Source organism: Streptomyces sp. NPDC048516 (genome assembly GCF_043199875.1).
GTDB lineage: Bacteria > Actinomycetota > Actinomycetes > Streptomycetales > Streptomycetaceae > Streptomyces.
On sequence record NZ_JBICWS010000002.1, the window covers coordinates 461,844 to 476,203 of the forward strand.

Consider the following 14,360-nt stretch of genomic DNA (forward strand, 5'->3'; position numbering starts at 1 on the left):
GGAGCCAACCGGGAGAACCTGCTTTGAGTCGTGAATCTGACAGTTCGTCCTCCGGCCCTCAGGGCCGTGGCGGAGCCGCGTACCCCTCCGGGACGCCGCCGTACGGCTCGCCCAGGGGAGATGCCGACGAGGCGCCGGCGCCCGGTGCCGCGGCGCAGCCGGAGGAGCCCAAAACCGAGACCACGCTGACGACGCGGATCAAGATCAACATTCCGGGGTCGCGCCCCATCCCGCCGGTCGTCGTGCGCAAGCCCGTCGGTGAGGAGTCCGGCATGAACGGATCGGGTGCATCCGGCGGTCCCGCCGGTTCCCGCGGTACGCCCCGCCCTGCCCGCGGCAGCGAGCGGAACGCGGAACGTACGGCGAACACCCCCCGGCCCCAGGCCCCGGCGGACGAGGCCCCCGCGGGCGGCCAGGCCGAGAAGACCAGCGACTGGTTCGCGCCGCGCAAGTCGCAGGCCGGACCCGGCGGGCAATCCTCCACCGGCTCCCATGCCGTGCCGCCCGCCCCGGGCGGTGCGACGCCGCCGCGTGCCCCGTCCGGCGCCAAGCCGCCGCAGCGTCCCGACCTTCCGTACTTCTCCGACAGCCCGGCCCCGCAGGACGGCGCGTCGCCGTTCGACGGCGGTGCCAGGACCGGCGGCGGTGCGCGCCAGGACGGCGGCTCGCCGTTCGAGAGCGGCCCGCGCGGCGGGGGGTCGCCGTTCGACGAGGGCCCGCGCGGCGGGGGTTCGCCGTTCGACGGTGCAGCCTCCGGCGGCGGTACGCCGTTCGACGCCCCCGCCGGGCCCGCCCGTGACCACACCCCGTTCGACGCCCCGGCGGGCGGACCGAACGGCCCGAACGGTCCGACGAGCGGGCCGGCGCGCGGCAGCTCCGCGCTCAACCTCCCGCCCGGGTTCAGCGATCCCGGCGCCGGCAGTGCGCCCCGGATCGACGACACCGCGGAGCTCACCCCGCAGCCGCCGGCGCCGCTGGCGGGGCCGGGCAGCGGCCTCGGTGCGCCCGGCGGTGTCACGGGCGGACTGCCCGGCGGGCCGAAGGGCACGGCGCCCGGCGGTCCTCAGGGCAAGGGCGGCGCGACGGGCCCCCGGAGTGGCGGCCGCGACCGGGTGTCCGGCGACACGCTGGTCAGCGGCATCCCGAAGGTGCCCGGGGCCGACGGGCCGCCGTCGCCGCCGTCGCCGTTCGCGGCAGCGCCGGCCGACGACGGTGACCGGGCCGCGCCGAAACCGCGGCCCAAGATCCCCGAGCCGATCAACCCGCCCAAGACGGGCCGCAACAAGCTCGTTCTCGCGGGTGTGGCCCTGGTGGTCCTGGCCGGTGTCGCCTACGGCGCCGGGCTGCTGCTCGACCACGCCGATGTGCCCAACGGCACCACCGCGCTGGGCGTGGACATCGGCGGCACCACCAAGGAAGAGGCCGTCAAGAAGCTGGAGACGGCGCTCAAGGGCCGCCGCGCCACACCGCTCAAGCTCACCGTGGACGGCAAGGCCGCGACCCTCGAACCCGACAAGGCCGGCCTGGACATCGACCCGCAGGCGACGGTCCGCAAGGCGGCCGGCCGGGACTACAACCCGGTCTCCGTCATCGGCTCGCTGTTCGGCGGTACCCGCCCGGCCGAGCCGGCGGTGGTCGTCGACGACGAGAAGCTGCAGATCGCGCTGGAGAACGCGGCGGGACAGGCGGGCGCGGCCAAGGACGGCGGGATCACCTTCGAGAACGGCAAGGCGGTACCGCACTACGGCGTGCCCCACAAGGCGATCGATGTGAACGCCTCCAAGAAGAAGGTCACCGACGCCTACCGCACCCGCGCCACGACCGGCAGCGACGCACCCGTGGTGCTGGCCGCCAGCACGCAGCGGCCGCAGGTCGACAAGGCCGCGGTGAACAAGGCGATGCAGCAGTTCGCCGAGCCCGCGATGTCCGGCCTGGTGACGGTCCGTACGGATGCGGCGCACACGGTCTCCTTCAGCCCGCAGAAGTCCATCCCGAAGTTCCTGTCGTTCAAGATCGTGGACGGCGGTCTGGTGCCGTACTACGACCGTCCGGCGCTCAAGGAGCTCTACGGCGACACCTTCAACGGCGTCACGGTGACCAAGGGCGACGGCTCCAAGCACCCGGTCAGCGTCGAGGAGGTGGCGAGCGCGGTCGGCAAGGCGCTGCTCGGCACCACCCCGGCCGAGCGGGTCCAGACCATCGCCACGAACGGCAACTGAGCATCGTCACGAGCGGTGACCGACCGCCGCCACGAGCGGCCAACTGACCGCCGAGCGGCGCGAAACCGCAGGTAAGAGGCCCCCGCAGGGCGTCTTCCCCGGAGCACCCGGAGAAGACCCCTAGGGGGCCTCACCCATGACAGATGTCATGCCACAGTGCATACAGCCGACACTGCCGCGCGCGGGCCGGATCCCGGAAGCTGAAGCACATGACGACCACAGCGACCACCACACCCACCACCGCGCAGGGGGCGGACCGGGCACCCGTGGTCAGCTTCCGGCAGGTCAGCAAGAGTTACGGCGCGGTGCGCGCGGTGGCCGACCTGGATCTGGAGCTGTCCCCGGGAGAGACCGTCGCGCTCCTCGGCCCGAACGGCGCGGGCAAGTCCTCGACCCTCGACCTGCTCCTCGGCCTGCGCAACGCCGACTCCGGCAGTGTGACCCTTTTCGGCACGACTCCGCAGCGCGCCATCAAGCAGGGCAAGGTCGGCGCGATGCTGCAGAGCGGCGGCCTGATGGACGGCGTCAAGGTCAGGGAACTGGTCGAACTCGCCCGCGATCTGCACCCGCGCGGCTACCCGCTCGACCGCATCCTGGCCACCGCCGGTATCACCGACATCGCCGACCGCCGGGTCGACAAGCTCTCCGGCGGCCAGGCACAGCGGGTGCGCTTCGCTCTCGCGACGGCCGGTGCCAATGACCTGATCGTGCTGGACGAGCCGACCACCGGTATGGACGTCTCCGCCCGGCAGGCCTTCTGGGGCGCGATGCGCCGGCAGGCCGAACAGGGCCGTACGGTCCTCTTCGCGACGCACTACCTCGAAGAGGCCGACGAGATCGCCGACCGGGTGATCGTGCTGCACCGCGGCCGGATACTGGCCGACGGTACCGCCGCCGAGATCAAGGCCAGGGCGGGCGCCCGCCGGATCAGCTTCGAGCTCGACGAGCCGGTCGACCGCGAGGCGCTGCACGGCCTGCCGTCCCTGGCCGCCCTGGAGGTCTCCGGACGCATGGTCCGCATCCGGTCCCACGACGCCGATGCCACCGTTCACGCCCTCTACGGCCTCGGCCTCTACCCGCACCACCTCGAAGTCTCCGGCCTCGGCCTGGAGCAGGCCTTCATCGCCCTGACCACCGCTTCCGACACGACCCCTGCCACCGCCGAGGAGGCGGCCCGATGACCACCCTGATCAAGCTGGAGATCATCCGCGCCCTGCGCAACAAGAAGTTCCTCTTCTTCTCGGTGATCTATCCGCCGGCGCTGTACCTGATCATCGCCGGCGGGGCGGACAGCAAGCCGATCCCCGGGATGAAGCTGGACGTGGGGCTCTATTTCATGGTGTCCATGGCCACACTCGGTGCCATGACCGCCGTGCTGCTGGGCAACAGCGAGCGCATCGCCAAGGAGCGGGAGAACGGCTGGGTGCGGCAGCTGAGGCTGACGGCCCTGCCCGGGCGCGGTTATGTCGCCGCCAAGATGGCCTCCGCCGCGACCGTCAGCCTGCCGTCGATCCTGCTGGTCATGATCGTCGCCGCGGCGGTCAAGGGCGTACGGCTCGAAGCCTGGCAGTGGATCTCCATCGCCGCCGGCACCTGGCTCGGCGGCTTCGTCTTCGCCGCCCTGGGTATCGCCATCGGCTATCTGGCCACCGGGGACGCAGTCCGGCCGATCGCCATGCTGTTCTACTTCGGCCTGGCCTTCCTCGGCGGCCTGTGGATGCCGCTGACGATCCTGCCGCAGTGGGTGCAGAACATCGCAGAATGGCTGCCGACGCATGCGTACACCGCGCTCGGCACCGCGGTGGAGGTCGGTGAGGCACCGCATGTGAAGGACATGGCCATACTGGCCGGGTATCTGCTGGTCTTCGCGGGTGGCGCGGCCTGGCTCTACCGCAAGGACACTCGGAAGGCGTGAGGCACGGGAAATGGCGAGCGAGCCCTGGGCCGGCGGCCCCGTAAGGATCGGGCAGGAGCCCCGCAACCGCCGCCAGGCGGTAGCCAAGACGATGTGGATCGGCGTCTGGCTGCTGTATCTGGCCGGGCCGGTGGCGCAGCTGCTGCAGGCCGGGATCCCCACCGCCGAGCGGATCTGGGGCGGCCTGGGGCTCACCCTCTTCGTGCTCTCCTACGTGCTGCTGGTCTTCCGGCACATGTGGCGGAAGATGACCAGCCTGCTGCGGTACGGCGCGCCGGCCCTGATGCTGGCGCTGGCCACCGCACTCTCGTGGACGCTGGGCTTCTCCTGGCTGGTGCTGTTCATCTTCACCAGCGTGGCCTGTGCGGTGGTGCTGCCCTGGCGGGAGTCCCGCTGGGCCATCCCCCTGGTGACCGTGGTGCTGCTCGCCGTCGGGGCGCGCTATCCCGAGATCCGCGGCTACTACCTCTTCGCCTACGGCCTGCCCTCGGTGGGCGTCGGCTTCATGATGGTCGGGGTGCAGCATCTGATCCACACGACCGCGGAGCTGCGCGCCGCCCGCCAGGAGGTCGCCCGCCTCGCCGCCAACGACGAGCGGCTGCGCCTCGCCCGCGATCTGCACGACCTCCTCGGCCACTCCCTCTCGCTGATCACGCTCAAGAGCGAGCTGGCCGGACGGATGCTGCCGGACCGGCCGTCCGACGCCGCCCGGCAGATCGCCGACATCGAGCAGGTCAGCAGACAGGCGCTGGTCGATGTGCGGGAGGCCGTCACCGGCTACCGCCGACCGCGGCTCGCCGTCGAACTCGCCGGGGCGCGGACCGCGCTGCGTACGGCAGGGGTGCGGGTCACCGCCGACCCCGCGCTGGAGGGCGAATACCGCGGGCTCGCGACCGATGCGGAGAGCGCGCTGGCCTGGGCGCTGCGGGAGGCCGTGACCAATGTCGTACGGCACAGCGGCGCCCGCCACTGCGAGCTGCTGCTCGCCGAGGAGTGGGAGGCCGACGAGCGCCGCCGTCTGTGTCTGACGGTGATCGACGACGGCGCCGGCCCGCCCCGTACCCAGCACGACGGCAATGGCCTCAGCGGCCTGCGCGAACGCCTCGCCCTTGCCGAAGGCCTCCTGGAAACCGGCCCTGCCCCGCACGGCCGCGGCTTCGCCCTCCGGGCCTCCGTACCCCTGGGCACAGCCCCGGGGAGTGCCGCGCCCCCCGCCCCGGAGATATCCCCCGAGCCCGTCATAGACCCGGCGTAGCCGTGCGGACCGGTGCAGGCGTGCGGCCCGGTGCAGGCGCGGAGCCTGCTCGGCGGGCACGGCGGCACGGCGGCACGGCGGCGCGGAGGCCGGAGGCCGGACGCCGGACGCGCGGGCCCACGGGCAAGCGGGCCCACGGGCAAGCGGGCCCACGGACGCGCACGGGCCCACGGACGCGCACCTGCCCACGGGGCCCACGGACGCACGGGCCCACGGACGTGCAGGCTCAGGGGACGCCGGCCCATGATCCACAGGCCCACCCCGCCCACCCCCCATACGGCTTAAGGTGACCCGCATGATCAGACTGCTGCTGGCGGAGGACCAGTCGATGGTCCGGGAGGCGCTGGCCGCGCTGCTGTCGCTGGAGAGTGACCTGGAGGTCGTGGCACAGGCGGCGCGCGGGGACGAGGTGCTTCCGGCGGCGCGCGCCCACGCCGTGGACGTCGCGCTCCTGGACATCGAGATGCCCGGCATCAGCGGACTGGACGCCGCGGCCGCGTTGCGAGACGAGCTGCCCGGCGTGAAGGTCGTCATCCTCACCACCTTCGGCCGCCCCGGCTATCTGCGCCGTGCGATGGAATGCGGCGCCGATGCCTTTCTGGTCAAGGACGCCCCGGCGGCCCGGCTCGCCGAGGCGGTTCGGCGCGTACTGCGCGGCGAGCGCGTCATCGACCCGGTGCTGGCCGCGGCCGCGCTCGCCGACGGCGCCAGCCCGCTGACCGCGCGCGAGCGGGAGGTGCTGCGGACCGCCGCCGACGGCTCCACCAACGCCGAGATCGCCGACGCCCTGCACCTGTCCCAGGGCACGGTCCGCAACTACCTCTCCACGGCCATCCAGAAGACCGGCGCCCGCAACCGCGCGGAGGCGGTCGCGACGGCCCGCGACAAGGGCTGGCTGTAGAACCGGTCCCGGGCCCTGGAGCAGGCCCCGGCCCCCAGCCCCAGACCCCGAACCAGCCCCCGGCCCCAGCCCCAGACCCCGAACCAGCCCCCGGCCCCGGCCCCCGGATCAGCCCTTGGCCCGGACCCCGTCCCCGGCCCCAGGCCCCGCCCCGCCCCGGGACCCGCCGGGGACCTTGGTCCCTGTGCGGTGCCGGGCGGAGTCCCGCACTCTTGAAGTGTTATGCCTGCCGACCGGCAGACGGAGAGCAACCGCCTTGCTCCCGCGCTGCTCATCCTTGCGATCTTCGTCGTCGCGATCCTCGACGCCACGACCAGCCCTGAGCTGCATATCTCGGCCTTCTTGGGCATCGCCCCGCTCTACGCCGCGCTGCGCTGCTCGTTCCGGGTCACACTCCTGGTGGCCGCCGTCTTCGTGGTGTGCCTGACCTTGGTCGATCTCTTCACGGTGCCCGACTGGGCTCCGGCCAGCCGGGTCGTGAGCATCTTCGGTGTGGTCCTGGTGGCCGTCTTCGCCCTGGTGCTGTGCCGCACCCGCCTGCAGCGTGAGGCGCTGCACGCCCGTACGCGCCTGGTGGCCGACACGGTGCAGCGGGCGATGCTGCGCGAGCTGCCGCTCAGCGCGGGCGCGGTCGAGGCGTACGGCTTCTATGTCTCCGCCCAGGAGGGGGCCCGGGTCGGCGGCGACATCTACGAGGCCATCGAGACCCCGCACGGGCTGCGGCTGATGATCGGAGATGTGCAGGGCAAGGGCATGCCGGCGATCGGGGCGGGCCTGGAGGTGCTGGCGTCGTTCCGGGAGGCCGCCCAGCACGTGGACTCGCTGGAGGAGGTGGCCGAGCGCATGGAGCAGGCACTGGCCCGCTACAACACCCGCTCGGTCGAGCAGGGCGCCGACGAGCGCTTCGTCACGGCGCTGCTGATGGAGGTGCGCGACCCGGTCGGCCTGCCGCAGGGCCGGGTGCTGTCCTGCGGCCACATCCCGTACTACCTGGTGCGCGACGGCAAGGTCTACGAACGCCGGGAGGGCGAGGGCGGGCTGCCCCTCGGCCTGGGCGCGCTCAGCGGCGAGCCCCGCCGCAGCGTCCGGGTCCACCCCGAGCCCGACGACTGGCTGGTGCTGTGTACGGACGGGGTGACCGAGGCGCGTGGCAGGGACGGCGCGTTCTACCCGCTGGCCGAACGGCTGGCCGGGTGGACGGACCTGGAGCCCGCCGAGCTGGCCCGTACCCTCCGCGCCGACCTGGAGAGCTTCACCGACGGCGAGCTCAAGGACGACGCGACCGCGCTGGTCGTCCGCCGCAGCCCCGCCGCCACTCAGTTGAGCATGGCGCGCGCCGCGGCGGCCTGACGCCGTATCGCCTTCGCACCGGCCGGGTCGACGGCCTCCACCACCAGGGCGTACTCCTCCAGCTCGGCCGCCCCGGCAAGGAACTCGCCGCGCTGGACGAGCAGTTGGGCGCGCTCCAGGCGCAGCCGCGCCGGATGGCTCGGCAGCAGCAGCGACAGCTCCAGTGCCCACAGCTGCACCGCGCTGTGTTCCGGGCGCGCCTGCGCCCAGGCCCGGATGTTGTTGAGCACCCGCAGCACGATCTCCAGCGGATCGGCGGGCGTCATCATCCGCGCGCTCGGCGGCTCACCGGTCGCGCCGGCGACCAGCAGCCCCGCGTCCTCCTCGGTGAGCAGCCGCCCGCCCGCGAACGGATCGGCCAGCACGTGCGCGCCGGCCGGATCGCCGAAGCCGACGACGAAGTGCCCCGGCAGGGCCACCCCGTAGACGGGCGCGCCGGCCCGCCGCGCCACCTCCATCCACACCACCGACAGCAGGATCGGCAGGCCCCGGTGCCGCCGCAGCACCTCGTGCAGCAGCGAGGACTCCAGCCGCCGGTAGTCGGCGGGTGAGCCGCCGAAGCCGCAGCGGGTGCCGAGCAGCTCGGCGAGGTTGCGGGCCCAGGCGCCGGGGCCGCCGGCCGGGGAGTACGGGAGGAGCCCGGCCAGCCGGTCCAGCTCGATCTGGGCCGCGTCGAAACCCGCCTCGTCCAGCGCGGGGTCGGCCTCGGCGCCGATCAGCAGACACAGCACCGCCAGATCGGGCCGCTCGGCGCGCGCGGCGTCGGCGAACTGCCGCCGCCGTGCGGCGCGGCCGCCGTCCGGTTCGTGCTCCGGCTCGTGCTCCGGTTCCGGCTCTGGCTCCGGCTCGGGTCCGGGTTCTTGGGGCATGGCGGAGGGCTCCCCGTTCAGTGCCGGCCGCCGCCCGGCAGGGCACGCCGGTAGTGGTAGCCGTGGTGGTCGGTGAAGCCGAGCCGGTCGTAGAACGCGAGCGCCCCCGTGTTGTCCGCCTCGACCTGCAGATACGCGGCCGAGGCGCCCTCCGTGAGGGCCTGCTCGGCGAGCGCCGCCATCACCCGGGTGGCCAGCCCCCGGCGCCGTGCCGCCGGTGCCACCTCGAGCGCCGCGAAACCCGCCCAGCGCCCGTCGACGACCAGCCGCCCGATCGCCGCCGTCCCGCCCTCCGCGTGGTGCACCGTCGCGAACCACACGGAGGGCCCGCCGGTCAGCACCTTCAGGGCGTACGGTGCGGCCTCGCCGGCCGGGCCGCCCTCACCGGTCCGGTTGTACAGCGCCAGCCAGTCCGCGTCCGGTTCCCGGGACAGGACGACGCGGGCGGGGGCACCCCCGGGGGAGCCAGGGGAGGTGTCCGCGCTGCCCGTGGCGCCCGCGCTGCCCGCGCTGCCCGTGTCGAAGTCGAGGTCGGCGAGCGGTGCCAGCGCCGCGATCCGGACCCGGGTGTGCCGCTCAGCGGCCCAGCCGCGCTCCGCCAGCGCCGCGGCCAGCTCCTCGTCGGTGCCGGCCCGCCCGGTGGCGACCGTGATCACCGCCGGCAGCCCGCGCTCGTCATACCACCGGCCGATCCGCTCCAGCGCCGTGTCCAAGGGCACGCCCGGGCCGCCGAGCGGCAGGACGGAGTTGGCACGGTGGGTGAACCCCCCGGAGGCCCGCAGCGTCCACTCCCCGAGCTGTGCCGTCTCCGCGGCGGGCCAGCCGCGGGCGGCGATCCGCTGGAGCTCCAGGGCGGTGGCCGACGGGCCCCTGCGCCGGGCGGGTGCCGCGGAGGGGCCCGAAGATCCTTGCGGCCCTGCGGCCGGTCGGCGGGCGGGCACGACCTTGGCCGCCACCAGCGAGGACTCCTCGATCCTGACGCATTCCCCGTTGCGTCGTGTGATGCTCAGCACACCTTCATCCCAGGATGTGAGAACCCCGACCGCGTCCGTGAACGCCGGTTCCCCCGCTCCGCCCCCGGTCAAGCGCCGGACGGATACCCTTTTGCCCACGTCAGCATGGGTGATGCGGACTTCCGCGTGGCCGCCGGCCAGGAATTCCATCGCTCAAACCGCCCCTCTTGTTCGTCTCGCGCCCGGGAACGGAGATACTAGATGGCGGGCATCGACGACGCCGCGCTCCCGCGCGCCCAGCGGCGGTACTGCCAATCGGTCCGCCGGCCCTACCGAGGAGGAACGACAGCGTGACCTACGTCATCGCGCAGCCTTGTGTCGACGTCAAGGACAAGGCGTGCATCGAGGAGTGCCCGGTCGACTGCATCTACGAGGGCAAGCGGTCCTTGTACATCCACCCGGACGAATGCGTCGACTGTGGTGCCTGTGAGCCGGTCTGCCCGGTCGAGGCGATCTTCTACGAGGACGACACCCCGGAGGAGTGGAAGGACTACTACAAGGCGAATGTGGAGTTCTTCGACGAGCTCGGCTCGCCCGGTGGCGCCAGCAAGCTCGGCCTGATCGAGCGCGACCACTCCTTCATCGCGGCCCTTCCGCCGCAGAACCAGTAACGACGCGAGGCCCAAGGGGGAGCAGCCCGCCCGCTCCCTCTCGCCTCCGATGTCGTCGGGGGCACCTCCCGGTGTGAGCCGGGAGAGGTCGCACGGCGCCACCCGGTCCCGTACGGCCAGCCCGCCGTACGGGACCGGCGCCGTTGTGCGCCGGGTTCCGGCACCACTGAGAAAGAGAGCACCGTGGGCGCAGCACCGTCCTCCCAGCCCGTCTCCCACCGCGCGTCGCTCCGCGACCGTCTTCCGGACTTTCCCTGGGACCGGCTGGAACCGTACAAGGCCACCGCCGCCGCACACGCCGACGGCATCGTCGACCTGTCCGTCGGCACCCCGGTCGACCCGGTCCCCGCGCTGGTCCAGGAGGCACTGACCGCGGCGGCCGACAGCCCCGGCTATCCGACGGTGTGGGGGACGGCCGCGCTGCGTGACGCGCTCACCGGCTGGGCGGCCGGCCGCCTCGGCGCCCGGGGGCTGGAGCACACCAACGTGCTGCCGGTCGTCGGATCCAAGGAGCTGGTGGCCTGGCTGCCGACGCAGCTGGGCCTGGGCGCCGGGGACAAGGTCGCCCACCCGCGCCTGGCCTACCCGACGTACGAGGTCGGCGCCCGTCTGGCCGGCGCCGAGCCGGTGGTCTACGACGAGCCCTGGGAGCTGGACCCCAGCGGTCTGAAGCTGCTCTGGCTGAACTCGCCGTCCAACCCGACCGGCCGGGTGCTCGGCGCCGACGAACTGCGCCGCGCCGTCGCCTGGGCGCGCGAGCACGGGGTGCTGGTCGTCAGCGACGAGTGCTACCTGGAGCTGGGCTGGGAGGCCGACCCGGTCTCCGTGCTGCACCCGGACATCTGCGGCGGCTCCCACGACGGCCTCGTCGCCGTCCACTCCCTCTCCAAGCGCTCCAACCTCGCCGGCTACCGCTCCGCCTTCCTCGTCGGCGACGCCGCGGTCCTCGGCGACCTGCTGCAGATCCGCAAGCACGGCGGCATGATGATCGCGGCGCCGGTGCAGGCGGCCACCGTCGCGGCGCTGGGCGACACCGCCCATGTCGCCGAGCAGCGCGAGCGCTACGCCCGCCGCCGTGCCGCACTGCGCGGTGCCTTCGAGGCCGCGGGCTTCCGCATCGAGCACAGCGAGGCCTCGCTCTACCTCTGGGCGACCCGCGACGAGTCCTGCTGGGACACCGTCGGCGACCTCGCCAAGCGCGGCATCCTCGTCGCACCCGGTGACTTCTACGGCGCGGCGGGGGAGCGGTTCGTACGGATCGCCTTCACCGCCACCGACGAGCGGGTGGCCGCCGCGGTGCGCCGGCTGGCGGAGTGAGCCGCGTCTGACCACGCGCAGGGGCCCGGGGAGAGCGAACTCCCCGGGCCCCTGCGCGTCCGCGGGCGGACGGACCGGTCAGCGGCCGCCGAGCGGAAGGCCGCCGAGCAGGCCCTGAGCCGGCGCGAGCAGGCCCTTGGACGAGCCCACCAGGCCCTTGGCCACCTCGAGCGGCAGGGAGTTGGTCGAGACGCCGTGCTCGGCGATCGGGCGGACCGCGCCCTCCGCCTTGTCGGCGGCACCCTGGGTGAGCGGCATGGCCTTCTTCACGACCGGACCGGCGGTCTCCACGAGCGCCGGGGCGAGCTTCGTCGCCGCCTTGTTGCCGGCCTCGTTCACCAGGCCGACGCCGTGGCGCGCGGTGTGGTCCAGGGTGCGGCTGGTGTTCTGGGAGTCCAGGGGCGCCGTCAGCCCGCCGAGTGTCTTGGCGGGCAGATCCGCGGCGCTCGCGGAGCCGGCCGCAGCGACCACGGGAGCGGCACCCGCTGCAACGAGCAGGGCGGCTCGGGCGATCCGACGCGTAACGGGGAGGGACATGGTGCTCCTTTTACGGAGAAGGACTCGTACTTCTGACAGATGTGCCATATCCGCCTGGCGGACGCACTGACTACCGCGTCAGAACCCCGAAGGTTGCGGTGAACTCCGGTAAAGAGTTGGTAACGCGTCACATAATCGGGCCTGGATAAAGAAGGGCAATATGGGCATGGCCCGATGGGCAGCGGAAACGTCACAGCCCTTTGCGTGCAAGGGAATTGGCCGAGTGCGCGGAAGCGGTGGGCCAACTCCCCTGCGGCTCAAGCGAATTGCTGTCCGTACCCCTCCCGGGGGATCCGGCGAACTATTGCTCGGTGATGATACGAACGTCGCGCGCGGCCGCCGCGGAATCGGCCGGCTTCTGCTGCCAGCCCTTCCCCGAATCGGCCGCGGTCCACGTCCGGCCGGCGTAAGAGATCTGTTCGATATGCAGCTCGGCGGAGTGCGCCATCGCCCACGTCGCCAGCTCCCAGCCGCGCCGCGGGGTATCGCCCACGGCCACCTCGCCGGCCGCCCGCACCGGTATCGTCACCCCGCGCCCGTCGCCCGCGGTGCGGCCGCCGGCGCCCGTCCGCGGCAGCACCTGGGGGCCGAACTCCCGCAGCAGCTTCTCCCGCACCTTCGTCGCGCCGCCCGCCCGGCTGTCCACCGGACGGCTCTCGGTGCAGGTCATCGCACCCTCGTCGCGGCCCGTGAGCGCCCCGGTCAACTGCGCGGCGTTCGCCTCGTGTTTGGCGTAGGCCTGCGGATAGCCGCTGTGCTGCACCTTCTGTGCGGCGACGGTCAGTGGCAGCCGGGAGTAGCCGGGCACGTTCGCCAGATGCCGGTAGAACTCCCCGGCCGAGTAGACCGGATCCATGATCTTCTGCACGGTGCCCCAGTCCTGCGACGGCCGCTGCTGGAAGAGCCCGACCGAATCCCGGTCACCGAAGTCGATATTGCGCAGCCCCGACTCCTGCATCGCGGTCGCCAGCGCGATGGTCACCGCCCGCTCCGGCAGCCCGCGCGAGGAGGCCACGGCCGCGATCGTCGCGGCGTTCGCGGCCTGCTCGGGGGACAGCTCGTAGGCCTCGGCGTCCCCCGCGCCGCGCACCGTGCAGCGCGGTGCCCCCGGGCCACCGGTGATGTACTGCACCGCGAGATAGCCGGCCAGCCCGATCAGCACGGCGACGGCCGCGGCGATACGCCACGGGCGGGTGCGACGGACGGAGGCTGAGGGCTGCGCGGACACGCGCCTACCGTACTGGAGTGCTGCGGATAGGGTCGGATCCATGGAGCGCCGCAGAGACCACCCCGCCCTCGACCTGTCGCTCGACGCCGCCGCGCTCACCGCGCAGCTCGTCGACTTCCCTTCCGAGAGCGGCAACGAGAAGGACCTCGCCGACGCCGTCGAGCACGCCCTGCGCGATCTCGGGCACCTGACCGTCGACCGGTACGGCAACAACGTCGTGGCCCGTACCCACCTGGGCCGCGAGGAGCGGGTGGTGCTCGCCGGGCACCTCGACACCGTGCCGATCGCCGGCAACGTCCCCTCCCGGCTGGACGAGGACGGCGTCCTGTGGGGCTGCGGCACCTGCGACATGAAGTCCGGCGTCGCCGTCCAGCTGCGGATGGCCGCCACGGTCCCGGTGCCCAACCGCGACCTGACCTTCGTCTTCTACGACCAGGAAGAGGTCGCCGCGCACCTCAACGGGCTCGGTCATGTCGCCGACGCCCACCCCGACTGGCTCGCCGGTGACTTCGCCGTCCTCCTGGAGCCCTCCGACGGCCAGGTGGAGGGCGGCTGCCAGGGCACCCTGCGCGTCCTGCTGCGCACCACAGGTGAGCGCGCGCACTCCGCCCGCAGCTGGATGGGCGGCAACGCGATCCACGCCGCCGCCCCGATCCTGGCGAAGCTCGCCGCCTACGAGCCGCGCCGCCCGGTCATCGACGGTCTCGAATACCGCGAAGGCCTCAACGCCGTACGCATCGAGGGCGGCGTAGCCAACAACGTCATCCCGGACGCCTGTACGGTCACCGTGAACTTCCGTTATGCGCCGGACCGCACCCCCGACGAGGCGCTGGCCCACGTCCGCGAGGTCTTCGCGGACTGCCCGGTGGACGAGTTCGTCGTCGACGACCACTCCCCGGGCGCGCTGCCCGGGCTGTCCCACCCGGCGGCCAGGGCCTTCATGGAGTCCGTCGGCGGCAGTGCGATGCCCAAGTTCGGCTGGACCGATGTCTCGCGCTTCAGTGCTCTGGGCGTCCCGGCCGTCAACTACGGCCCCGGCTACTCGCTGCTGGCGCACAAGAAGGACGAACGGGTCGAAGTCGACCGCATCCTCCACTGCGAGGAGCGGCTGCGCGACTGGCTGACGGCCTGACCGCCTGACCGTC

13 protein-coding genes are annotated in these 14,360 nt (G+C 73.1%); 9 read left to right on the forward strand and 4 right to left on the reverse strand.

What is annotated here, in order from left to right; translation table 11 throughout:
- The first annotated feature begins 23 nt into the window (after positions 1-23).
- The 6 genes from ACGFR7_RS05920 to ACGFR7_RS05945 all read left to right on the forward strand — a co-directional run bounded on the left by ACGFR7_RS05920 (position 24) and on the right by ACGFR7_RS05945 (position 7,640).
- On the forward strand, positions 24-2,219 hold the full coding sequence (locus ACGFR7_RS05920) for a hypothetical protein (RefSeq protein ID WP_393313527.1): 2,196 nt from the start codon (positions 24-26) through the stop codon (positions 2,217-2,219).
- 209 nt (positions 2,220-2,428) lie between these two features.
- A complete protein-coding gene (locus ACGFR7_RS05925) occupies positions 2,429-3,400 on the forward strand; it encodes an ABC transporter ATP-binding protein (protein WP_393313529.1) in 972 nt (323 codons plus the stop codon).
- A complete protein-coding gene (locus ACGFR7_RS05930; RefSeq protein ID WP_393313532.1) occupies positions 3,397-4,134 on the forward strand; it encodes an ABC transporter permease in 738 nt (245 codons plus the stop codon). The genes ACGFR7_RS05925 and ACGFR7_RS05930 overlap by 4 nt, the downstream gene beginning before the upstream one ends.
- 10 nt (positions 4,135-4,144) lie before the next feature.
- Positions 4,145-5,389 carry a sensor histidine kinase gene (locus ACGFR7_RS05935; protein ID WP_393313535.1) on the forward strand — a complete coding sequence of 415 codons (1,245 nt, stop codon included), beginning with the start codon at positions 4,145-4,147 and terminating at the stop codon, positions 5,387-5,389.
- A gap of 295 nt (positions 5,390-5,684) precedes the next feature.
- A complete protein-coding gene (locus ACGFR7_RS05940) occupies positions 5,685-6,290 on the forward strand; it encodes a response regulator (protein ID WP_393313538.1) in 606 nt (201 codons plus the stop codon).
- Between the two features lie 222 nt (positions 6,291-6,512).
- The gene (locus ACGFR7_RS05945) at positions 6,513-7,640 is read left to right on the forward strand and encodes a PP2C family protein-serine/threonine phosphatase (RefSeq protein WP_393313541.1); all 1,128 of its coding nucleotides are present in this window, start codon (positions 6,513-6,515) and stop codon (positions 7,638-7,640) included.
- Here ACGFR7_RS05945 and ACGFR7_RS05950 read toward each other — a convergent pair.
- A complete protein-coding gene (locus tag ACGFR7_RS05950) occupies positions 7,607-8,509 on the reverse strand; it encodes a tetratricopeptide repeat protein (protein WP_393313544.1) in 903 nt (300 codons plus the stop codon). The two genes, ACGFR7_RS05945 and ACGFR7_RS05950, sit on opposite strands and share 34 nt — an antisense overlap.
- A gap of 17 nt (positions 8,510-8,526) precedes the next feature.
- Positions 8,527-9,672: a GNAT family N-acetyltransferase gene (locus ACGFR7_RS05955; protein ID WP_393313547.1), complete on the reverse strand. Its 1,146-nt coding sequence runs from the start codon at positions 9,670-9,672 to the stop codon at positions 8,527-8,529.
- Between the two features lie 140 nt (positions 9,673-9,812).
- Between ACGFR7_RS05955 and fdxA the strand changes: the two genes are divergently transcribed.
- Both fdxA and dapC read left to right on the forward strand, forming a co-directional pair.
- A complete protein-coding gene (gene fdxA / locus ACGFR7_RS05960) occupies positions 9,813-10,133 on the forward strand; it encodes a ferredoxin (protein WP_030020287.1) in 321 nt (106 codons plus the stop codon).
- 183 nt (positions 10,134-10,316) lie between these two features.
- Positions 10,317-11,450: a succinyldiaminopimelate transaminase gene (gene dapC / locus ACGFR7_RS05965; RefSeq protein ID WP_393313550.1), complete on the forward strand. Its 1,134-nt coding sequence runs from the start codon at positions 10,317-10,319 to the stop codon at positions 11,448-11,450.
- Between the two features lie 78 nt (positions 11,451-11,528).
- Here the strand turns inward: dapC and ACGFR7_RS05970 are convergent, their stop codons facing one another.
- The gene (locus ACGFR7_RS05970; protein WP_393313553.1) at positions 11,529-11,987 is read right to left on the reverse strand and encodes an ATP-binding protein; all 459 of its coding nucleotides are present in this window, start codon (positions 11,985-11,987) and stop codon (positions 11,529-11,531) included.
- A 301-nt stretch (positions 11,988-12,288) separates the two neighbouring features.
- Complete coding sequence (locus ACGFR7_RS05975) at positions 12,289-13,215, reverse strand: heavy metal transporter (protein ID WP_393313556.1); 927 nt, start codon at positions 13,213-13,215, stop codon at positions 12,289-12,291.
- A gap of 40 nt (positions 13,216-13,255) precedes the next feature.
- On the opposite strand from ACGFR7_RS05975, the gene dapE reads away from it, so the two are divergent.
- Complete coding sequence (dapE, locus tag ACGFR7_RS05980; RefSeq protein WP_393313559.1) at positions 13,256-14,347, forward strand: succinyl-diaminopimelate desuccinylase; 1,092 nt, start codon at positions 13,256-13,258, stop codon at positions 14,345-14,347.
- Positions 14,348-14,360: the final 13 nt, after the last annotated feature.